The organism is Frigoribacterium sp. Leaf263 (assembly GCF_001422285.1).
GTDB lineage: Bacteria > Actinomycetota > Actinomycetes > Actinomycetales > Microbacteriaceae > Frigoribacterium.
Map to the genome: position 1 here is coordinate 148,837 of NZ_LMMO01000001.1, position 19,062 is coordinate 167,898.

The 19,062-nt window shown below is 72.5% G+C and carries 18 protein-coding genes and 1 pseudogene; 11 read left to right on the top strand and 8 right to left on the bottom strand.

What is annotated here, in order from left to right:
• Positions 1-34: 34 nt before the first annotated feature.
• Complete coding sequence (locus ASF17_RS00690) at positions 35-1,768, bottom strand: dolichyl-phosphate-mannose--protein mannosyltransferase (protein ID WP_055794278.1); 1,734 nt, start codon at positions 1,766-1,768, stop codon at positions 35-37.
• A gap of 46 nt (positions 1,769-1,814) precedes the next feature.
• Between ASF17_RS00690 and rsmI the strand changes: the two genes are divergently transcribed.
• The 7 genes from rsmI to ASF17_RS00725 all read left to right on the top strand — a co-directional run bounded on the left by rsmI (position 1,815) and on the right by ASF17_RS00725 (position 8,837).
• On the top strand, positions 1,815-2,642 hold the full coding sequence (rsmI, locus tag ASF17_RS00695) for a 16S rRNA (cytidine(1402)-2'-O)-methyltransferase (RefSeq protein ID WP_055794280.1): 828 nt from the start codon (positions 1,815-1,817) through the stop codon (positions 2,640-2,642).
• Between the two features lie 156 nt (positions 2,643-2,798).
• A complete protein-coding gene (locus ASF17_RS00700) occupies positions 2,799-3,785 on the top strand; it encodes an NADP-dependent oxidoreductase (RefSeq protein WP_082474940.1) in 987 nt (328 codons plus the stop codon).
• Between the two features lie 123 nt (positions 3,786-3,908).
• Positions 3,909-5,477 (top strand): methionine--tRNA ligase, encoded by a 1,569-nt coding sequence (gene metG, locus ASF17_RS00705; RefSeq protein ID WP_055794282.1) that lies wholly within the window; start codon positions 3,909-3,911, stop codon positions 5,475-5,477.
• Positions 5,474-6,451 (top strand): TatD family hydrolase, encoded by a 978-nt coding sequence (locus ASF17_RS00710; RefSeq protein WP_055794284.1) that lies wholly within the window; start codon positions 5,474-5,476, stop codon positions 6,449-6,451. Before metG ends, ASF17_RS00710 begins: the two co-directional genes overlap by 4 nt.
• Positions 6,451-7,329 (top strand): 16S rRNA (adenine(1518)-N(6)/adenine(1519)-N(6))-dimethyltransferase RsmA, encoded by an 879-nt coding sequence (rsmA, locus tag ASF17_RS00715; protein ID WP_055794286.1) that lies wholly within the window; start codon positions 6,451-6,453, stop codon positions 7,327-7,329. The genes ASF17_RS00710 and rsmA overlap by 1 nt, the downstream gene beginning before the upstream one ends.
• 37 nt (positions 7,330-7,366) lie before the next feature.
• Positions 7,367-7,885 (top strand): hypothetical protein, encoded by a 519-nt coding sequence (locus ASF17_RS00720; protein WP_055794288.1) that lies wholly within the window; start codon positions 7,367-7,369, stop codon positions 7,883-7,885.
• Between the two features lie 13 nt (positions 7,886-7,898).
• Entirely contained in the window at positions 7,899-8,837 is a 939-nt protein-coding gene (locus ASF17_RS00725) for a 4-(cytidine 5'-diphospho)-2-C-methyl-D-erythritol kinase (protein WP_055794290.1), read from the top strand.
• A gap of 39 nt (positions 8,838-8,876) precedes the next feature.
• Here the strand turns inward: ASF17_RS00725 and ASF17_RS00730 are convergent, their stop codons facing one another.
• Positions 8,877-10,553 (bottom strand): glycosyltransferase family 39 protein, encoded by a 1,677-nt coding sequence (locus tag ASF17_RS00730; RefSeq protein ID WP_055794293.1) that lies wholly within the window; start codon positions 10,551-10,553, stop codon positions 8,877-8,879.
• Between ASF17_RS00730 and ASF17_RS16130 the strand changes: the two are divergent.
• Positions 10,552-11,274 (top strand): annotated as a pseudogene (locus ASF17_RS16130) (HesA/MoeB/ThiF family protein); the annotation flags it as partial. The gene ASF17_RS00730 and the pseudogene ASF17_RS16130 sit on opposite strands and share 2 nt — an antisense overlap.
• Positions 11,275-11,531: 257 nt before the next feature.
• Positions 11,532-11,837, top strand: coding sequence for a rhodanese-like domain-containing protein (locus tag ASF17_RS16135; RefSeq protein WP_442855731.1), 306 nt, complete (start codon positions 11,532-11,534; stop codon positions 11,835-11,837).
• 309 nt (positions 11,838-12,146) lie between these two features.
• Here the strand turns inward: ASF17_RS16135 and ASF17_RS00740 are convergent, their stop codons facing one another.
• Genes ASF17_RS00740 through ASF17_RS00750 form a run of 3 tightly spaced genes read right to left on the bottom strand, consistent with a single transcriptional unit; the run spans position 12,147 to position 15,054 of the window.
• Positions 12,147-12,470 (bottom strand): hypothetical protein, encoded by a 324-nt coding sequence (locus tag ASF17_RS00740; RefSeq protein ID WP_055794297.1) that lies wholly within the window; start codon positions 12,468-12,470, stop codon positions 12,147-12,149.
• Between the two features lies 1 nt (position 12,471).
• Positions 12,472-13,566, bottom strand: a complete 1,095-nt coding sequence (moaA, locus tag ASF17_RS00745) for a GTP 3',8-cyclase MoaA (protein ID WP_156357241.1) — start codon at positions 13,564-13,566, stop codon at positions 12,472-12,474.
• A 9-nt stretch (positions 13,567-13,575) separates the two neighbouring features.
• Positions 13,576-15,054, bottom strand: coding sequence for a glycosyltransferase 87 family protein (locus tag ASF17_RS00750; RefSeq protein ID WP_235476287.1), 1,479 nt, complete (start codon positions 15,052-15,054; stop codon positions 13,576-13,578).
• A gap of 68 nt (positions 15,055-15,122) precedes the next feature.
• Here ASF17_RS00750 and ASF17_RS00755 point away from each other — a divergent pair, with 68 nt between their 5' ends.
• Together ASF17_RS00755 and ASF17_RS00760 are read left to right on the top strand one after the other, a co-directional pair.
• On the top strand, positions 15,123-16,454 hold the full coding sequence (locus tag ASF17_RS00755) for a molybdopterin-dependent oxidoreductase (protein ID WP_055795475.1): 1,332 nt from the start codon (positions 15,123-15,125) through the stop codon (positions 16,452-16,454).
• The gene (locus tag ASF17_RS00760) at positions 16,454-16,936 is read left to right on the top strand and encodes a hypothetical protein (RefSeq protein ID WP_055794301.1); all 483 of its coding nucleotides are present in this window, start codon (positions 16,454-16,456) and stop codon (positions 16,934-16,936) included. Before ASF17_RS00755 ends, ASF17_RS00760 begins: the two co-directional genes overlap by 1 nt.
• Here ASF17_RS00760 and ASF17_RS00765 read toward each other — a convergent pair.
• Genes ASF17_RS00765 through ASF17_RS00775 form a run of 3 tightly spaced genes read right to left on the bottom strand, consistent with a single transcriptional unit; the run spans position 16,882 to position 19,009 of the window.
• A complete protein-coding gene (locus tag ASF17_RS00765; RefSeq protein WP_055794303.1) occupies positions 16,882-17,610 on the bottom strand; it encodes a class I SAM-dependent methyltransferase in 729 nt (242 codons plus the stop codon). The genes ASF17_RS00760 and ASF17_RS00765 overlap by 55 nt on opposite strands.
• Complete coding sequence (locus ASF17_RS00770; RefSeq protein ID WP_055794304.1) at positions 17,607-18,329, bottom strand: TIGR04282 family arsenosugar biosynthesis glycosyltransferase; 723 nt, start codon at positions 18,327-18,329, stop codon at positions 17,607-17,609. Before ASF17_RS00770 ends, ASF17_RS00765 begins: the two co-directional genes overlap by 4 nt.
• Entirely contained in the window at positions 18,326-19,009 is a 684-nt protein-coding gene (locus tag ASF17_RS00775; RefSeq protein ID WP_055794306.1) for a glycosyltransferase family 2 protein, read from the bottom strand. The genes ASF17_RS00770 and ASF17_RS00775 overlap by 4 nt, the downstream gene beginning before the upstream one ends.
• Positions 19,010-19,062 lie beyond the last annotated feature (53 nt).

The following is a 19,062-nucleotide window of genomic DNA, read 5'->3' on the forward strand; positions in this document are numbered from 1 at the left end:
CGACCCCCGCCTCCCCGGCTGAGGAGGAGCGGTGTCACTTCCAGCTGGGGATCCAGTAGTGGATGCGGATGAACTCCCAGTCGGCGAGCTGCGCCGTCCACAGCGGGTAGAAGAAGACGGTCACCGCCACGGCGGCCACCACGACGATGGCGGTGACGGCGATCCCGCTCCGCCTGCGATCGAGGTGATCGGTGCGCCGGCCGAGGATGATGCCGAGGGTCGCCGCGAGCCCGAGCACGAGATAGGGCTCGAAGGCGATCGTGTAGAACTGGAAGACCGTCCGATCCGAGAAGGCGAGCCAGGGCAGGTAGCCGGCCGCGATGCCGACGAGGATCGCGCCGTGGCGCCACTCGCGGTGCCGGACCACCCGGTAGAGCAGATAGAGGCACGCCGCGACTGCCGCGTACCAGATCACCGGGTTCGCGACCGAGGTGATCGCCTCGCCGCAGCGGGCCACCTCGCAGCCGCCCTGACCCTCGTCGAAGCCCTGGTAGTACATGCTCGTCGGGCGCAGCATGAGCAGCCACGTGAACGGGTTCGCCTGATACGAGTGCGGCGTCGCGAGACCCACGTTGAACGCGTAGACGCCGGCCTCGTAGTGCCAGAAGTTCTGCACCACGTCGGGGACCCACGCGAGCGCGCCCGTCCAGCGCTGACCGCCCTCCTCGACCCAGTTCCGGTAGTAGCCGCCGCCCGTCACGAACCATCCGGTCCAGGTGACGAGGTAGGCGACGAGCGCCACGGGCACGGTGAGCAGGAAGCTCACCGGCGCCTGCTTCAGCAGGGTGCCCCTCAGCCAGAACTCGACCCCGGCGCGGCGGCGAGCCAGCACGTCGACGACGACCGTGTAGACCGCGAACACGGCCAGGAAGTACAACCCGTTCCACTTGACGCCCGTGGCGAGGCCGCAGAGCAGACCCGCCGTCAGCAGCCACGGCCGCGACCAGAGGGCCGGCCCCCACGCGAGATCGCGCCCCGCGCTCCGCCTCCGCGACACCCAGCCGTCGAGCCGCCGCGCCGTCCACCGACGGTCGAGCAGCACGGCGGCGAAGGCCAGCAGGCCGAAGAGCATGACGAAGTTGTCGAGCAGCGACACCCGGGACATCACGATGGCGTGCCCGTCGATGGCGAGCAGGAACCCCGCGAGCGTGCCGACCAGCGTCGACCGGAGCAGCACCGTGCCGATCACGGCCACGAGGGCGACCGCGAGGATGCCCACGACGGCCGTGCTGAGCCGCCAGCCCGCCGGATCGTCCGGGCCGAGCGCCGCCATGCCGAGGCTGATCAGCCACTTGCCGAGCGGCGGATGAGCCACGAACGACGCCGCCGTCGAGAAGCCGTCGGCTCCTCCTGCGGCGAAGCTGGGGTCGTAGTCGGCCGGCCACGCGGCCTCGTAGCCGAGCTCGTGCAGGGTCCACGCGTCTTTGACGTAGTAGGTCTCGTCGAAGACCAGCGAGCCCGGGTGGCCGAGATGCCACAGGCGCAGCACGGCCGCCAGCAGGGTGACCGCGATCGGCCCGCCGAACGCCCAGGCGCGGCGCCGGCCGGGCGTCGAGAGCAGCCGCCCCCACCAGGCGTCGAGACGGGTCAGCGCGGGCTCGCTCGGGGCGGATCCCTCGGCGACGCTCGCGGATGCGGAGGAGTCGACCCGCGCCTCCTCGGCCGTCCGCCCGTCGTGCGGTGCGGCGGGCGTCCCGTCGTGCAGCTCGGCGGGCGTCCCGTCGACCTCGGCGAGCACGGCGGAGTCGCGCTCGGGCGGGGTCGTCATCGGGCCATCGTAATGAGCGGCGCAGCGGGCGGGGGACAATGGTCGGGTGATCGTGCTCGCCGCCACCCCCATCGGAAACCTCGGCGACGCCTCGCGACGCCTCGTCGAGACGCTCTCGAACGCCGAGGTGGTCGCCGCAGAGGACACCCGCACCGCGATCCATCTCATGCGCGCCCTCGGGGTCGAGAACCGTCCGCGCCTGATCGCGCTGCACGAGCACAACGAACGTGAGAAGGCGGCCGAGATCGTCGAGCTGGCCCGGGTCTCCGACGTGGTGGTGCTCACCGACGCCGGCATGCCCGCGATCAGCGACCCCGGGTTCCCCCTCGTCGAGGCAGCGGCCGCGGCGGGCGTCACGGTCACCGCGATCCCCGGGCCGTCGGCCGTGCTCACCGCGCTCGCCGTGTCGGGCCTGCCCACCGACCGCTTCAGCTTCGAGGGGTTCCTGCCGCGCAAGCAGGGCGACCGGCTGCGCGTGCTCGGCGCGCTCGTCGACGAGCGCCGCACGATGGTCTTCTTCGAGTCGCCGCATCGTCTGGCCGACTCGCTGGCCGATCTCGTGACCGCCCTGGGCGGCGATCGCCGTGCCGTCGTCTGCCGCGAGCTGACGAAGATGCACGAGGAGGTGCGGCGCGGCACCGCGACCGAGCTCGCGTCGTGGGCGGCCGAGGGCGTGCGCGGCGAGATCTGCCTCGTCGTCGAGGGTGCGCCGGAGCGCGTCGTCGATCTCGCGGCCGGGCTGGCGCAGGTGCAGTCGCTCGTGGCCGACGGGGTCCGCCTGAAGGAGGCGACCACCGACGTGGCCGCGGCCACCGGTCTGTCACGGCGCGACCTGTACCAGGCGGCCCTCGCGGCCCGCCCATCGCGACCCTAGCGCCCTCCGCGCGGCATACTCGCCGTCATGCGATCCGCGGCGGGCGGGCGGGCGGGAGGTCGGACGGACGGACCGGACCCGACCCGGGCCCCGGGGTGCAAGCTCGAAGGACGACGCGTCTGCACGGGGCGCGCTCGGCAGAGTGAGGAGCACGGCATGAAAGCGGTCCGGTTCGAGAAGTACGGCGACATCGACGAGCTGCGGGTCGAGCAGATCGCGAAGCCGCAGGCGGGCCCGGGGCAGGTCGTCGTCGCCGTCAAGGCCGCGGGGCTGAACCCCGGTGAGGCCGCCATCCGCGCCGGTCTGCTGCACGACGCGTTCCCCGCGTCGTTCCCGTCGGGGCAGGGCACGGACTTCGCCGGCATCGTCGACGAGGTCGGAGACGGCGTCGACGGCTGGTCGCGCGACGACGAGGTGGTCGGCTGGGCCACGAGGTCGTCGCACGCCGAATTCGTCGTCGTACCGGCCGACCAGCTCGTTCGGAAGCCCAGCAACATCGCGTGGGAGGTCGCCGGCAGCATCAGCGTGACCGGGCCCACCGCGTTCGCCGCCCTCCGCGCCGTGCAGGCGACCGAGGGCGACACCCTCGTCGTCTCCGCCGCCGCCGGGGGAGTCGGGGTGCTGGTGTCGCAGCTGGCGGTGCTCGGGGGACTCACCGTGATCGGCACCGCGAGCGAGCAGAACCACGACTTCCTCCGCAGTCTCGGCGTCATCCCGGTCGAGTACGGCGAGGGCGTCGTGGGCCGCATCCGCGACGTCGCGACCACCGGCGTCGACGCCTTCATCGACTGCTACGGGCACGGCAACGTCGAGTACGGGCTCGAGCTCGGGGTGGCGCCGCACCGCATCAACACGATCACCGACTTCGACGCCGTCGAGCGGCACGGCGTCAAGGCCGAGGGCAGTGCGCACGCCACGACCCAGGCGGTGCTGACCGAGCTGCTCGGGCTGATCGCCGAGGCGAAGATCACGGTGCCGATCGACGGCGTCTTCCCTCTCGACGAGGTGAGGGACGCCTACCGCGACCTCGAGGACGGCCACGCCCGGGGCAAGTACGTGCTGGGCCTCGACGTCGTCGCCTACCCGGGCGAGAACGAGGGCGAGCGCGCCGGGACCGACGAGGGGTCCGAACAGGCGACCTGAGCGACCGGTCGAGCCGCGCCCGGCGTCGCCGTCGCGACCCGCGCCTCCTGGGCTCCCGGCGGTCGGAGCCGACGAGGCGCGGGTCGCGTCGTCGTGTCGGTGGCCGCACCTAAGATGGTCCCCATGCCCGCCGGCGACTCCTTCTTCATCGCAACGCCCATCTTCTACGTCAACGACGTGCCGCACATCGGTCACGCCTACACCGAGGTCGCAGCCGACGTGCTCGCCCGGTGGCACCGGCAGCGGGGCGACGACGCCTGGCTGCTGACCGGCACGGACGAGCACGGTCAGAAGATCCTCCGCACGGCCACGAGCAACGGCGTGACCCCGCAGGAGTGGGCCGACAAGCTCGTCACCGAATCCTGGAAGCCGCTGCTGCAGACGGTCGACATCCGCAATGACGACTTCATCCGCACGACCGACGAGCGGCACGAGAAGGGCGTCCAGACGTTCCTCCAGAAGCTCTACGACGACGGCTTCATCTATCAGGGCGAGTTCGAGGGGTTCTACTGCGTCGGCTGCGAGGAGTACAAGCAGCCGGGCGATCTCGTCGAGGGCACCGGTCCGTTCGAGGGTCAGCAGGTCTGCGCCATCCACTCGAAGCCCGTCGAGCTCCTGCAAGAGAGCAACTACTTCTTCCGCATGAGCGACTTCGAGCAGCGCCTGCTCGACCTGTACGAGCAGCAGCCCGACTTCGTCCAGCCCGACACGGTGCGCAACGAGATCGTCCAGTTCGTCAAGCAGGGTCTCCGTGATCTGTCGATCTCGCGGCAGAGCTTCGACTGGGGCGTCAAGGTCCCATGGGACGAGAAGCACGTCGTCTACGTCTGGTTCGACGCCCTCCTGAACTACATCACCGCCATCGGCTACGGCGTCGACGACGACGAGTTCCGCCGGCGCTGGCCCGCCGTGCAGCTGGTCGGAAAGGACATCGCGCGCTTCCACGCCGTCATCTGGCCCGCCATGCTCATGGCCGCGGGTCTGCCCGTGCCGAAGAACGTCTTCGGTCACGGCTGGCTCCTGGTCGGCGGCGAGAAGATGTCGAAGTCGAAGCTGACCGGCATCGCGCCGCAGCAGATCACCGACGTCTTCGGCTCGGACGCCTTCCGGTACTACTTCATGCGCGCCATCACCTTCGGTCAGGACGGCAACTTCAGCTGGGAGGACATCTCGGCGCGGTACCAGGCCGAGCTCGCCAACGGCTTCGGCAACCTCGCCTCGCGGGTCGTCGCCATGATCACCCGGTACTTCGACGGCACCGTCCCGGTCGCCGGCGAGCTGACCGACGCCGACCTCGCCGTGCGCGAGACCGAGGTGCGTGTCACCGCCGAGGCCGATGCCGCCATCGACCGCTTCGCGATCAACGAGGCGCTCTCGTCCGTGTGGGAGCTCGTCGACACCCTCAACGGCTACATCACCGAGCAGGAGCCCTGGGCACTCGCGAAAGACGACTCGAAGCGCGAGCGTCTCGCGACGGTCCTGGCGACCTCGCTGCGCGGTCTCGGCACGCTCACCGTGCTCCTCTCGCCGTTCATCCCGACCGCGACGACCACCCTCTGGCAGAGCATCGGCCAGGGCGAGCTGACCAGTCAGCCCGTCGACCGCGCCCCCGAGTGGTCGAGCGCCCCGACGGTCGCCCCGCTGGCCGCCGGTCTCTTCCCGCGGATCGAGCAGCCGGAGCCCGCGGCGTGAGCGAGCACGAGGCCCGGTCGGGGGCCGACCCGACGGGCGAGGCGACGCCGACCCACGTCCGGCACCGCACCTCCAGCGAATCCGGCGGCAAGAAGCGCGACCTCAGCTACCCGGCCCCGCCGAATCCGCTCGTCGTCCCGGTCTACGACAACCACACGCACCTCGAGATCGCCGACGGCGAGGGCGAGCCCGGCACCGACGGCGGCCCGCTCGACTACCGGGAGCACCTCGACCGCGCGTCCGCCGTGGGCATCCGCGGCGTCGTGCAGGTCGGCACCGACGTCGAGACCTCGCGGTGGTCGGCCGAGATCGCGGCGCGAGAGCCCCGCGTGCTCGCCGCCGTGGCGCTGCACCCCAACGAGGCCCCCCGGCTGGCCGACGAGGGGCGGCTCGACGCCGCCCTCGCCGTGATCGACGAGCTCGCCGCGCGACCGCGCGTGCGGGCGATCGGCGAGACCGGTCTCGACTTCTTCCGCACCGGCCCCGAAGGGCGCGCCGCGCAGATCGAGTCGTTCGCAGCGCACATCGAGATCGCCAAGCGACACGGTCTCGCCCTGCAGATCCACGATCGCGACGCCCACGACGACGTCGTCGACCTGCTGCTCGAGGTGGGCGCACCCGAGCGCACGGTGTTCCACTGCTTCAGCGGCGGGCCCGAGCTGGCGGGCATCCTCGCCGAGAACGGCTGGTACGCGTCGTTCTCCGGCACGGTGACCTTCTCGAACGCCCAGCCGCTCCGCGACGCCCTCGTGCAGCTGCCGCGCCATCTGCTCCTCGTCGAGACGGACGCGCCGTATCTCACCCCCGTGCCGTACCGCGGTCGCCCCAACGCGCCCTACCTCGTGCCGTTCACCCTCCGGTCGATGGCCGAGACGATCGGCACCGACGTCTCGATGCTCGCGGCGCAGATCTCGTCGAACACCGAGCTGGTCTACGGCGGCTGGGACGACGAACCCGTCACGGTCGACGCCTAATGGCCCGAGCGACCCTCCTGGGCCCCGCCGAGATCCGCGATCTCGCCGAGATGCTCGGCATCCAGCCGACCAAGAAGCTCGGGCAGAACTTCGTGCACGACGCCAACACGGTGCGCCGCATCGTCACCGCGTCGGGCGTCTCGGCCGGGACGTCGGTGGTCGAGATCGGTCCGGGGCTCGGCTCGCTCACCCTCGGTCTGCTCGAGGCGGGCTGCTCGGTCGTCGCCGTCGAGATCGACAAGCGCCTCGCCGAGCAGCTGCCGCAGACGGTCGCGCTGCTGCAGCCGGCCGCCGAGCTCACGGTCGTCGTCGACGACGCGATGCGGGTCACGTCGCTGCCGGTCGAGCCGACTCATCTCGTCGCCAACCTGCCGTACAACATCAGCGTGCCGGTGCTGCTCCACTTCCTCGAGCACTTCGACAGCCTGCAGCACGGTCTCGTCATGGTGCAGTCCGAGGTGGGTCTCCGGCTCGCGGCCGAGCCCGGCTCGAAGATCTACGGATCGCCCAGCATCAAGGCCGCCTGGTACGGCGAGTTCCGCGCAGCCGGGCCGGTCAGCCGCCAGGTGTTCTGGCCGGTGCCGAACGTCGACAGCATCCTCGTGGCGTTCGACCGGCGTGCGCCCCGGGGCACCGAGACCGAGCGTCTCGCCGTGTTCGCCCTCGTCGACGCGGCGTTCCAGCAGCGCCGCAAGATGATGCGGCAGTCGCTGTCGTCTCTCTACGGCTCGTCCGCCGCGGCGACCGAGGCCCTCGAACGCGCCGGCATCGCGCCGACCGTCCGCGGCGAGCAGCTGACCGTCGACGACTTCCTGGCCATCGCCCGGGCGAGCGACCTCGACGCGCTGTCCGGGTCGCGGGTGTCCGACGCCGACTGAGCGCATGCCGCGTCGAAGGGATCCTCCCGCCCGCTCGGTGAGCGACGCGAGACTCGGCTCGGGCACGGGGCGGAGCGCCGCCGACTGGTTCGCCCTCCTCGACGGAGCGCGGGCGACGCGACTCTCCCACGAGCGGATCGCGCACCTCCTGATGGTCGATCACGAGGTCGCCCCCTGGTGGGCGCAGGTCATCACCGTGCGATACGAGCAGGCCAGGGGGCTGCCGTCGCCCGGCCTGCAACCCGACGGGTCGTACGCGGTGACCCTCGGGCGCAGTCTCCGCGGCGAGCCCGCCGAGCTGCTGGAGCTGCTCGTGGCGCGCCTGGCCGAGTACACGGGAGGCGCGGCACCGGTCACGAGTCGGCCGGGCGGTCGTCCGACGGCCGAGTGGACGCTGTCGAACGGCGACGTGCTGACGATCACGGTCACGCCCTCGACCGGGGGCAAGTGCGCCGTCGCGCTCACGCAGGGGCGACTCCGTCTTCCCGAGCGCGTGCAACCCGTCCGCGAGGCGCTCACCGCGGCCCTCGACGTCATGGTCGATCGCCAGAACTGACTAGGTTGGTGTCATGACGACCGAGGCCGCCCCGACCGTGGTCCACACGCGGGCCCCCGGCAAGATCAACGTGTTCCTCGCCGTCGGCGATCTGCAGGACGACGGCTACCACGAGCTCGCCACGGCGTACCAGGCCGTGTCGCTCTACGAGGACGTCCGGGCGCGCCGGTCCGACGACTTCTCGGTGCAGGTCGCCGGCGGTCCGGCGGTCGACGTCAGCGGTGTGCCGACCGACGGGAGCAACCTCGCCATCCGGGCTGCGCGCCTCCTCGCCTCCACGACCGGCTATCGGGGCGGCGTCGCCCTGCGCATCGACAAGAACGTCCCCGTCGCCGGCGGCATGGGCGGCGGCTCCGCCGACGCGGCGGCCACCCTCCTCGCCTGCGACACGCTGTGGGGCACCGGTCTCGGCCGGGACGACCTGCTCCACCTCGCCGCCGAGCTCGGTGCGGACGTCCCCTTCGCCTTCGCCGGCGGCACGGCCATCGGCACGGGTCGCGGCGACGAGCTCAGCCCTGCCCTCGCCAAGGGCACGTTCCAGTGGGTGCTCGCCCTCGCCGACTTCGGACTCTCGACGCCCACCGTGTACCGCGAGCTCGACGAGCACCGCCGGCGCCACTCGAGCGACATCTCGCCCGTCCGTCGACCGGTCGTCGACGCCGGTGTGCTCCAGGCCCTCCGCGCGGGTGATGCCGGGATGCTCGCCGACTCGATGCACAACGACCTGCAGGCCCCCGCGCTGCACCTCGAGCCGGGGCTCGCCGCGGTGCTCGAGCTCGGCGAGGGCAACGGCGCGCTGGCGGGCCTCGTCTCGGGCTCGGGTCCGACCGTCGCGTTCCTGGCGCCCGACCTCGACGGCGCCCTCGAGCTGCAGCTCGCGCTCGGCTCGGCGAAGCTGTCGGTCGTGCGCGCGACCGGTCCGGTGCACGGCGCCCGCGTCGTCTCCGACTGAGCGGCGACCGACCAGCGGGCCGCGGTCGGCCGGTCGTGGTCAGCGCTCGTAGCGCAGGACGTTCGTCCGGGTCAGGTTCCACTCGCGGTCGAGTCGGAAGCCCTTCGAGGCGAGCTGCTCGGTCACCCGGGGGCGCCAGTCCTGCCGGTCGCTCGTGATGAGCCAGACGACGTCGAGGTCGTCCGTGCGGTCGAGCACGTCGCCGAGGGGGCGCTGGACCTCCCAGAGGCCGTCGGTCTCGGCGCCCGGGGTCTCGAGCGTGAAGTCGGACATGCCCTCGAACGCGTCCGGGTAGGTGTCCTGGATGATCCGCGAGGTCGCCTTCGGGTGACGTCGCACGGGGCCGAAGACGAGCCCCTCCTCGAGGTCGGCGGGCTCGTCCGCGCGTTCGCGTGCCACGAGGGCGGCGACCTGGTTCCAGGCCGAGCGGTCCTTCGCCTCGGGCTGGCGCTGATCGACGTAGGTGGGCGAGGTCAGCCCGACGGCGACGAGCAGCACGAGGGCGATGACGCGCCGCCACGGGATCGCGGCGACGGCGACCGCCATCGTCATCGCGATCGCGGGCGTGCCGAAGGTCAGATAGCGAGGCGAGTACAGCGGGCTGCCGACGAGCGACACGATGATCAGCCCTGCGGTCGGCACGACCATCCACGGCAGCACGACCTCGGCGAAGCCGCGCGCGGCGGGCACCAGACGCAGCGACAGCACCACGATGCTCGCCCCGGCGCAGAGCAGACCGAAGATCGCGAAGCTCTCGTTCTGGTAGAACCACTGCGTCACGAGCACCGAGCGCAGCGTCCCGAACGTGGGGCGTTCGATCCAGCTGATCTGGCCGTTCTGCGATGCGATGAACCAGGCCAGCGGCAGGCTGGCGAGTCCGGCGACGGCGGCTCCGACGAACCAGCCGGCGAGCGCCCGACGTGACGAGCGGACCGTCAGCCTGGCGCCTCCTTCCGGGTCGTGCACGACCGCGACAGCGCCTGTGCGCGCCCACTCGTCGACCCGGTCCCGCTGGAGGCGCTGGTCGTGCCGGTCGCGCAGCACCCGCACCAGCATGGTCACCGCGTGCCCCACGACGAGCAGGGCCAGATACAGGAAGAACGCGGCCGACACGACCGCCAGCACCGCGTAGGCGACCCACCAGCCGACGACGGAGCGATGCGTCCGCGCCGCACCCGACTCGGCCGTTCGACGGGCGGCGACGACGAGCACGAGGGTGAGCGCGACCGCGAGCATGGCCGACAGGGCGTACGAGCGGCCTTCGCCGCCCATCCAGGTGACGCGGGGCAGGAGGCAGAACAGCAGGCCGGCGACCACCGACGTGCGTCGGTCGACGAGGATGCGCGTCAGAGCCACGGTCAGCCCCGCGGCGACGCCCGTCGCGATCGCGCTCGGCACCCGGAGCGACACGGGGGAGTACGGGAACAAGTCGAACCACAGGTGCATGAACGCGTAGTACGCCGCGTGGACCAGGTCGACGGTCTGGATCATCGCCCAGAGCTGCCCCCACGAGCGGGTGGCCGACACGACGGTGGCGGCCTCGTCGTACCAGACCGACGGAACCCAGAGGAAGGCCCCCGACACGAGCGCGCCGAGAAGACCGATGAGGACGGCGTCGGCGTGCCGTCGGCCGAGCAGACCTCGCGAGGAGGGCGCCCGACCCGCGGTTACAGTGGACGGCGCGTGGTCCGCACGCGTTGTCTGGAGGTCTGCCATGTCGTCTCTGCCCCCTCTCGTCTCGGTGCCGGATTCGTCGACCGGTGCGGATGCCTCGGACTCGCTCGAGGTGTCGGCCCGCTACTCGCGGAGCGTCCGACTGCCGGGGTTCGGCCTCGATGCGCAGAGCCGACTGCTGGCCGCGCGGGTGCTCGTGGTGGGAGCCGGGGGACTCGGCGCACCGGTGATCGAGTATCTCGCAGCATCCGGTGTCGGGACGCTGGGGATCGTCGACGACGACGTCGTCGACCTGTCGAATCTACAGCGTCAGGTCCTGTTCCGCCCCGACCAGGTGGGGGTGCCGAAGGCCCGTGCGGCGGCGGAATGGGTCCGAGCGTCGGCACCGGACGTCCGCGTCGTCGTCCATCCTGTGCGACTCACGGCCGAGAACTCGGCGCTGCTCGACGACTACGACCTCATCGTCGACGGCAGCGACTCGTTCGACACCTGCTACGTCGTGGCCGACGAGGCCGCCGCCCGGGGGCTCCCCGTCGTCTGGGGCAGCGTCAACCGGTTCGACGGGCAGCTCAGCGTGTTCTGGGACGATGCGCCCGACGGCCGGTCGGTCGACTACCGCGACCTGCACCCGGCCCCTCCCGCCGCGGGCTGGGACGAGTCGTGCGCCGACGTCGGGGTGCTCGGACCGCTGTGCGGCACGGTCGGCACGGCCATGGCGACCGAGGTCGTCAAGCTCCTCGCCGGCATCGGCGAGCCGCTTCTGGGGCGCGTGGTCACCGTCGACGCGCTCGAGGCGACCTGGCGTGAGAGCCGGGTCGCCCGGGCGCCGCATCGAGCCGGGGAGCGGGCCGCCGCGAACGCCCTGCGCCGCGCCTCCACCGCCTCCACCGCCCCCGCGGTCGGTRACTCAGGCGCAGAGCCCTCGCACCGGGGCTCGGCCCGRCYGGACGTCGGATCGCCTGAGTTGTCGACGGGTGGGCGTGCGTCGGTGGGGCCCGGGGATCGCCTGAGTTGTCGACGATGCTGGAGGCGCGCGGGGCCGGCGGTCGGGGATTCACGCTGCTCGACGTCCGCGAGGTCGACGAGCACGTCTTCGCGCACATCACCGGCGACGTCCTCGCGGCGGGTTTCGGCACGCGCACGCGTCAACGACCCGAGCTGGACCCGACGCTGCCCGTCGTCGTTTACTGCGCCCGTGGACCCCGGGCACGCGCTGCCGCCGAGCTGCTCATCAGGGACGGGTTCGACGTAGCGGTGCTGCACGGCGGCATGATCGGATGGCAGCTGGCGCAGGGCACCGCCGGCCACCGGGTCGCCGGCGGCTGAGTCCGCACCGCGACGCCGCGACAGCCTTCGGCCAAGGGCGACACCGCGGCAGCCCCTGGTCGAGGGCGCGCCGTGTCAGCGCCGGCGAAGAGCGACGCCGTGTCGACCTCGGGCGAGGGGCCGCGCCGTGTCGGCCAGCGGCGAACCGCAGCGACGGGTCAGAGCCCCCGGGGCGAAGGGCGGCGCCGCGTCGGCGAGCGGCGAACCGCAGCGCCGGGTCAGAGCGCCGGGGCGAGTGGCCGCGCCGTGTCGGCGAGCGGCGAACCGCAGCGACGGGTCAGAGCCCCCGGGGCGAAGCGCGGCACCGCGTCAGCCCCCGGCGAAGGGCGGCATGACGTCGATGACGGTGCCGTCGTCGACGAGCTGCTCGCGGTCGCGGGTGGTGATCCCGTCGACCAGGAACGAGCAGCGGAGCATCACGTCGCGGAAGTCGGCCGCCGACATCCCCTCGACGGGTCGCACCTCGGTCAGCAGGCGACCGATGGTGGGTCGCTCGCCCGTCGGGACGTCGACGCGCTGCTCGTCTCGGCCGACGGCCGCGCGCGCCGCCGCGAAGAACCTCAGCGTGACCGAGATCGGCGTGCGGGGGACGTCGGGCGCAGGCTCTCCGGCCTGTTCGAGGAGTGTCGACATGTCAGCCTCCGATGGCGCTCATGGTGCGGGCGGGTTGCACGAAGTCGGGGTCGTCGATGCCGTGCCCCTGGGGCTTGGCCCACATGGCGCCGCGCCACGCGTCGGCCAGCTCGTCGTCGGACGCACCGGCGCGCAGCAGATCGCGCAGCCCCGTCTCACCCTCGCTGAACAGGCAGCTGCGGATGCCCCCCTCGGCGGTCATCCGTGTACGGCGGCAGTCGGCGCAGAAGGGTTCGCTGACCGAGGCGATGATGCCGACGCGGCCGTGGAGGCCGGCGTCGTCGCCTCGTCCGACGGCGTCGAACAGCTCGGCGGGTGCACCGTCGCGGTCGATGTCGGTCGGACGCAGATCGAAGCGCGTGGCGATCAGCGAGTGGATGTCGCGCGAGGTCACGAAGGAGGCGCGGTCCCAGCTCCGGTCGGCGTCGAGCGGCATCTGCTCGATGAAGCGCAGCTCGTGCCCGCCCCGCAGCGCCCAGGCGAGCAGGTCGGGCGCCTCGTGGTCGTTCACGCCGGGCAGCAGCACGGCGTTGATCTTCACGGGGGTGAGCCCGGCTGCGGCGGCGGCGTCGACCCCGGCCAGCACCTTGTCGAGGAACGGACGCCTCGACACCTTCATGAAGGTCTCGGCGTGCAGCGAGTCGAGCGAGACGTTCACGCGGTCGAGACCGGCGTCGGCGAGCGCCTGCGCCCGGTGCGCGAGTCCGATCGCGTTGGTGGTGAGCGACACCTCGGGTCGGGGCGACAGGGCCGAGACCCGGCGGACGATGTCGATCAGGTCGGCGCGCAGCAGCGGCTCGCCACCGGTGAACCGCACCTGGCGGATGCCGAGGAGGCGCACCCCGATCTCGACGAGCCGCACGATCTCGTCGGCGTCGAGCGCCTGTTCGCGGGGCAGGGCGGGCAGACCCTCGGCGGGCATGCAGTACGTGCACCGCAGATTGCACTTATCGGTCAGCGAGACACGCAGGTCGGTGGCGGTGCGACCGAACCGGTCGAGCAGCCCGGGTGCCGACCCGCTCGACGGCCGCGGGATGGTCGCGGCGATGTCACGAGCCCGGCCGGGCATCGTGGGCAGTCCGAGTGAGACGGTCATCTGTCGAGGCTAAGCCCCGCGGCCGACATCCGCCCTCCGTGTCGCCGCACCGGAAGGCCGACCGCCTCGTGGGACGAGTGCGCGCACCCGTCGGGCGTCGTCCGCGAACCCGTCGAGCAGCCGGTCGGCGAAGCCCGGCCGCGCGCGCCAGAGCGACACCAGCAGGATGACCAGCACGGCGGTGGCGAGTGACGACCGCTGCAGGGCGAGACCGGGCTCGAACTGCCGCACGAGCAGCGCGACGGGGATCGCCAGCCACTCCCACCGCCCCGTCATGGCCACGAACGGCACGAGCAGCAGGGCGTACCAGGGGTACCGCGGGCTGACGGCGACGAGGGTCACGCCGATCATGACGAGCTGGCCGAGCCAGGGGTCGTCGGGGTCGGTCTTCAGCCAGACGAGCAGACCGGTGACGCCCACGACGAGCACCACGACGGGTGTGGCCCACGCGTCGGGAACCCAGGCCGAGACGAGGGCGAAGCGGCTGCCGTCCTCATAGCCCTCCTCCGTGAGGTAGCCGGGCAGGTAGCCGAGCACCGCGATCCCGGTCGAGACGACGTAGGGCACGTAGAGCACCGCGAAGGTCACGACCGCGCCGACGATCACCTTGTGGGGCTGGCGGCGCAGCAGGGCGGGTGCGGCGATCACGGGGATGAGCTTGGTCGCGATGGCCGCGCCCAGGGCGATCCCGCCGCGCCACCGCCGCCGCGTCGAGACGAGCAGCGACGCGGCGAGCACGAGCACGCCGCCGAGCAGGTCGACGTGCGAGTTCGTCACGCCCTCGCTGTAGACGAGGGGGCACCATCCCCAGAGCGCCGCCCAGCGCGGGTCGAGTCCGCGTCGGCGGAGCGCCACGAGGAGCGCCGCGGTGGTGGCGAGGACCATGACGAGCCCGAGCACCTGCAGCGGTGCGAACTCGGCGTCGGGTCCGACGACGGCGCGCACGGCCCAGAAGTACAGCTCGGCGGTCGGCGGGTAGATCGTGGGCACCTCGGGCCGGTTGATCGCCGTGCAGACCACGTCGCCGGTCCCGGTGTCGTAGCCGCGGTGGATCTGCCGGGTCTCCTGCCCGCAGCGCAGGCCGATGGTGCCGTCGTCGCGGGTGAACTCGGCCGCGGGCGGGAAGATCCACTCGGGTCGCAGGTCGCGCAGCTCGCCCGCCTCGGGCGTGTACGCGTACGGCGAGACGCCGTCGGTCTGGACGATGCCGTCCCAGGCGTAGCGGGCGGGGTCGGTGCTGGTGTTCGGCGGGCTGAGCAGAGACGCCCCGCCGACGGCTGCGGCGCCGACGAGCACGAGGGCCGTGACCGCGCGCGCCGGCACGCGGCGCAGCAGCAGCAGGGCGACGACGAACAGCCCCCAGCACACGGCGGTCCAGTGGACGAAGTCGGCGCGGGTCTCCTTCGCGACGAATCCGAGGGTCAGCAGCCCCCAACCCACGGCGACGGCCAAACCGCCGACGGCCACGGCCGCGAATAGAGTACGCACGAGAGCCAGTCTGTCGGACGCCCACCCGGGTGTCCGATGTGTCGGGCCAGACCCCGAGGCGCATCACCATGAGAAGCCTGCTGTTCACACTCCGTCTCGCGGCGTCGTCGCCGACGCGGAACGCCCGGACGGCCACCGTGCTCGGTCGCCTGCTCGGCATCGCCTTCGTCGTCTGCCTGCTGACCGGTCTCTACAGCCACTTCCTGCAGGAGCCCGCCGAGTGGATGCGGTTCCCCACCCGCCCCGTCTGGCTCTACCAGGTGAGCCAGGGCGTGCACATCACGGCGGGCATCGCCTGCATCCCGCTGCTGCTCGGCAAGCTCCACGCGGTGTTCCCGCAGCTGTTCCAGTACCCGCCGGTGAGGCACCCGGTGCAGGTGCTCGAGCGCGCCTCCATCGCCGTCTTCATCGCCACGTCGGTGCTGCAGCTCGTCACCGGTCTGCTCAACACGTTCCAGTACTACCCGTGGCCGTTCCCGTTCCGGCAGGTGCACTTCGCGCTGTCGTTCGTCATCATCGGGTCGCTGGCGATCCACATCGCCGTGAAGCTGCCCCTCATCACCCGCTACTGGCGGGCCCGCGACAGCTACGACGCCGACGGCGTGTTCGTCGAGCCGCACGGGGCGCTCGACCCGGCACGGGCCGAGTTCGCGGCGACCCGCGAGCTCGCCACGAGGCGCAGGGCCGAGGAGGCGCGGGTCGCCGAGTCCACCGGCACCGCGCCTCCTCGGCCCCGCGGGATCGTCGGCCGGATCGTGCACTGGATCGACACCGCGCACGAGGGCGACGACGAGCCGCGGAACGCCCGGGTGTCGCGGCGCGGGTTCTTCGGGGCGATCGGGGTCGCGACGGGCGGCGCGGTCGTGCTGACGGCGGGGCAGTCGTTCACGGCGTTCGAGCCCTTCAACGCCTTCGCCCCGCGCCAGCGCGGCATCGGCCCGAACGATCTGCCGATCAACCGCACCGCCGCCGCCGCGCGGGTGCTCGAGAGCGCGATGGCGCCCGGCTGGGCCCTGACCGTCTCGAACGGCGACCGCTCCCGCTCGTTCAGCGCGGACGACCTCATGGCGATGACGCAGAACGAGGGCGCGCTGCCGATCTCGTGCGTCGAGGGCTGGAGTCAGACGGGGCTGTGGCGCGGTGTCCGGCTCGTCGATCTGATGGCGTCCGTCGGCGCCCCGCCCGAGCGACGGCTGCGCTTCACCAGTCTCGAGGAGCGCGGGGGCTACCGCGTGATGCTGATGGGTCCCGAGTTCGCGACCGACCCGGCGACGCTGATCGCCCTCGAGCTCAACGGCGAGCGGCTGAGCATCGACCACGGCTATCCGGCGCGGGTGATCGCGCCGGGGAGGCCCGGGGTGCTGCAGACCAAATGGCTGACCACGATCGAGGTGCTGTGATGACCGCCACGCCCCCCGCCGCCGGTCGCAGCGTCCGAGCGACCCGGGCTCTGCTGGTCGTCTTCGGCATCGCCCTGATCGGCCTCGGCGGCTACGTGCTGACCGAGACGGTCAGTCCGACCCGGTACGGCGGACTGCTCGTCTGGCTGCTCGGGTCGGTGATCGTGCACGACGCGATCATCGCGCCCCTCGTCGTGGTGGCCGCCCTCGCGGTGCGTCGGACGGGGCGGAGGATCCCGGGGGTCGTCGTCGCCCTCGTGCAGAGCGCCGTCGTCGTGGGCGTCGTGATGACGATGATCGTCGTGCCCGAGATCGTGGCTCAGGCGAAGGGGCCGAAGAACGACACGGTGCTGCCGTTCGACTACGCCGGGCGCCTATCGGTCATGTGGCTGGTCATCGTCGTGCTGACGGCGCTCGCCGTCGTGGTCTACCTCGTGCGGACGAGGCGGCAGAAGTCGCGCGAGTCGACCGACCAGGTCTGAGCGACGCGGAGGCCGGCGCGACGCGCGTGGGCCGGCAGGGCCGCGCGGCCCACCTCGGCCCAGGGGAACGTCGCGCTCGCGAGATCGCGGTCGTCGACGACGCGGGCGTCGTAGAACTCGTCGGCGTCGACGTCGGGGGCGGTCTCGACGACGACGGAGCCGTTCGGCGCGATCACCTCCGCGCATCGGGCCAGCAGGGCCGTGGGGTCGCCGCCGATGCCGATGTTGCCGTCGAGGAGCAGGGCGACGTGCCACCGCCCCTCGGCCTCGAGCGGGTCGAAGACGGAACCCGCGGCCACCGGCAGACCGGCGTCGCGGGCCATGGCGACCGCGGTCTCCGACACGTCGATGCCGAGCGAGTCGATGCCGAGGGCGGCGGCGGCGCGCACCATGCGGGCGGGGCCGCAGCCGATGTCGAGGACGGATCGCGCGTCGGCGAGGGTCGAGAGGTCGGCGGCGTCGGCCGCGGCGCTCCAGCGGGCGACGTCGAAGGGCTCGTCGGCGGGGGCGTCGGTCGCGGCGGCGCGAGGCGTCCCGCCGGCGGTCTCGGGGGCGACGTCGGCCCGCACGAGCCTCAGTCGACCCTCGCGGCGGAGCGCCCGGGCGTAGGGCTCGGCCCCGCCCGATCCGAAGGTGGCGACGGGCTGAGGGCGGGTGTCGGCGGTGAGCGTCACGAGTGCGGCTCCTTCGGAGTCGAGTCGGCCGGCGACGGTGCCTCGGCGGCGGAGGGGGGAGCGAGGGTGGTCGAGGAGGCACGGGCCGGGTCGGTCTCCGGGCTCGCCTGGGCGAGGCGGAGCGCCGCGGAGAAGCGGCTGTCCGGTGCGGTGGCGGCCACGAGTCGGGCGTCATCGATGGTGTCGACGTCGACGAGCTCGGGCAGCATGCGCACGCGCAGCCCGGCCTCGGCGAGGCGGCGGAGCTGATGCGCCCCGGTGTCGTCACGCGACATCGGCACGCCGCGGAGCAGATCGCCGGTCGGGCGGGCGAGTCCGAGGGCCCAGAAGCCGCCGTCGTTGGCGGGGCCGAACCACGCGTCGACGTCGTCGGTCCAGTCGGTGAAGACGGGCGAGAGCGTCTCGACGGTGACCTGGGGCGTGTCCATGCCGATCAGCACGGTGGGGCCGTCGACCTCGTCGAAGAGCGCGCCGAGCCGTGCGTCGAGGTCGCCACCGATCTGAGGGATCACATCGAACTCTTCGGAGCCGGGGGGCGTTCGGTTGCCGTCGAAGAGCAGCACCCGCCGGGTGGCGGGCAGCGCCGACGCCACGGCGAGGGTGTCCTGGATGGCCGCCGCCGCGACGTCCGCGGCCTGCTGGAGGCTGAGCGGCGGGTGCAGGCGGGTCTTGACCCGTCCGGCGATCGTCTCCTTCGCGATCACGACGATGGTGGTCATCGGCCCACCTCTCTCAGCAGTCGCGACATGTCCTTCACGGCGATGCTCGTGCCCCGGATCGTGCCCGTCACCTTGCTGCGCCCGACGCGCGGCGAGTAGGGGGCGTCCTGCTCGCGGATGCGCCAGCCGGCTTCGGAGGCGCGCAGCACCATCTCGAGGGGGTAGCCGCTGCGGCGGTCCTTCAGGTCGAGGGCGAGCAGGGCGTCGCGTCGGGCGACGCGCATGGGCCCGAGGTCGTGCAGCGCGACGCCGCTGGCCCGTCGCATCAGCCGCGCCAGCACGAGGTTGGCGATGCGGGCGTGCACGGGCCAGGCCCCGCGGGTGGTCGGCCGACGGCGGCCGAGCACCAGGTCGGCGTCGCCCGCGATGACCGGCGCGGCGAGTGCCACGAGGTCGGCGGGGTCCATCGAGGCGTCGGCGTCGCAGAAGGCGACGTAGGGGGCGGTGGCGGCGAGGAGACCGGCGTGGGCGGCGCTGCCGAAGCCGCGCCGCGCCTCCTGCACCACCGTCGCGCCGTGGTCGGCGGCGACGCGGGCCGAGTCGTCGGTGGAGCCGTTGTCGACCACGATGCCGTGCCAGCCCCCGGGCATGCGGCCCAGCACCCAGGGGAGCGCGCCCTCCTCGTCGAGGCAGGGCAGCACGACGTCGACGAGGGGGACGCCGACGGGAGGAGTGGTCATCCTCCCGACTGTACGGATGCGATCCCATGAAGGTGATGGGAGGCGCGCCGCCT

What these genes read in the sequence shown, in the direction of transcription:
- ASF17_RS00690 (WP_055794278.1), bottom strand. Translation starts at nt 1,768, where the DNA reads ATGACGACCCCGCCCGAGCGCGACTCCGCCGTGCTCGCCGAGGTCGAC.
- ASF17_RS00700 (WP_082474940.1), top strand. Translation starts at nt 2,799, where the DNA reads ATGAAAGCGGTCCGGTTCGAGAAGTACGGCGACATCGACGAGCTGCGG.
- metG (WP_055794282.1), top strand. Translation starts at nt 3,909, where the DNA reads ATGCCCGCCGGCGACTCCTTCTTCATCGCAACGCCCATCTTCTACGTC.
- rsmA (WP_055794286.1), top strand. Translation starts at nt 6,451, where the DNA reads ATGGCCCGAGCGACCCTCCTGGGCCCCGCCGAGATCCGCGATCTCGCC.
- ASF17_RS00725 (WP_055794290.1), top strand. Translation starts at nt 7,899, where the DNA reads ATGACGACCGAGGCCGCCCCGACCGTGGTCCACACGCGGGCCCCCGGC.
- ASF17_RS00730 (WP_055794293.1), bottom strand. Translation starts at nt 10,553, where the DNA reads ATGGCAGACCTCCAGACAACGCGTGCGGACCACGCGCCGTCCACTGTA.
- ASF17_RS16135 (WP_442855731.1), top strand. Translation starts at nt 11,532, where the DNA reads ATGCTGGAGGCGCGCGGGGCCGGCGGTCGGGGATTCACGCTGCTCGAC.
- ASF17_RS00740 (WP_055794297.1), bottom strand. Translation starts at nt 12,470, where the DNA reads ATGTCGACACTCCTCGAACAGGCCGGAGAGCCTGCGCCCGACGTCCCC.
- moaA (WP_156357241.1), bottom strand. Translation starts at nt 13,566, where the DNA reads ATGACCGTCTCACTCGGACTGCCCACGATGCCCGGCCGGGCTCGTGAC.
- ASF17_RS00755 (WP_055795475.1), top strand. Translation starts at nt 15,123, where the DNA reads ATGAGAAGCCTGCTGTTCACACTCCGTCTCGCGGCGTCGTCGCCGACG.
- ASF17_RS00760 (WP_055794301.1), top strand. Translation starts at nt 16,454, where the DNA reads ATGACCGCCACGCCCCCCGCCGCCGGTCGCAGCGTCCGAGCGACCCGG.
- ASF17_RS00770 (WP_055794304.1), bottom strand. Translation starts at nt 18,329, where the DNA reads ATGACCACCATCGTCGTGATCGCGAAGGAGACGATCGCCGGACGGGTC.
- ASF17_RS00775 (WP_055794306.1), bottom strand. Translation starts at nt 19,009, where the DNA reads ATGACCACTCCTCCCGTCGGCGTCCCCCTCGTCGACGTCGTGCTGCCC.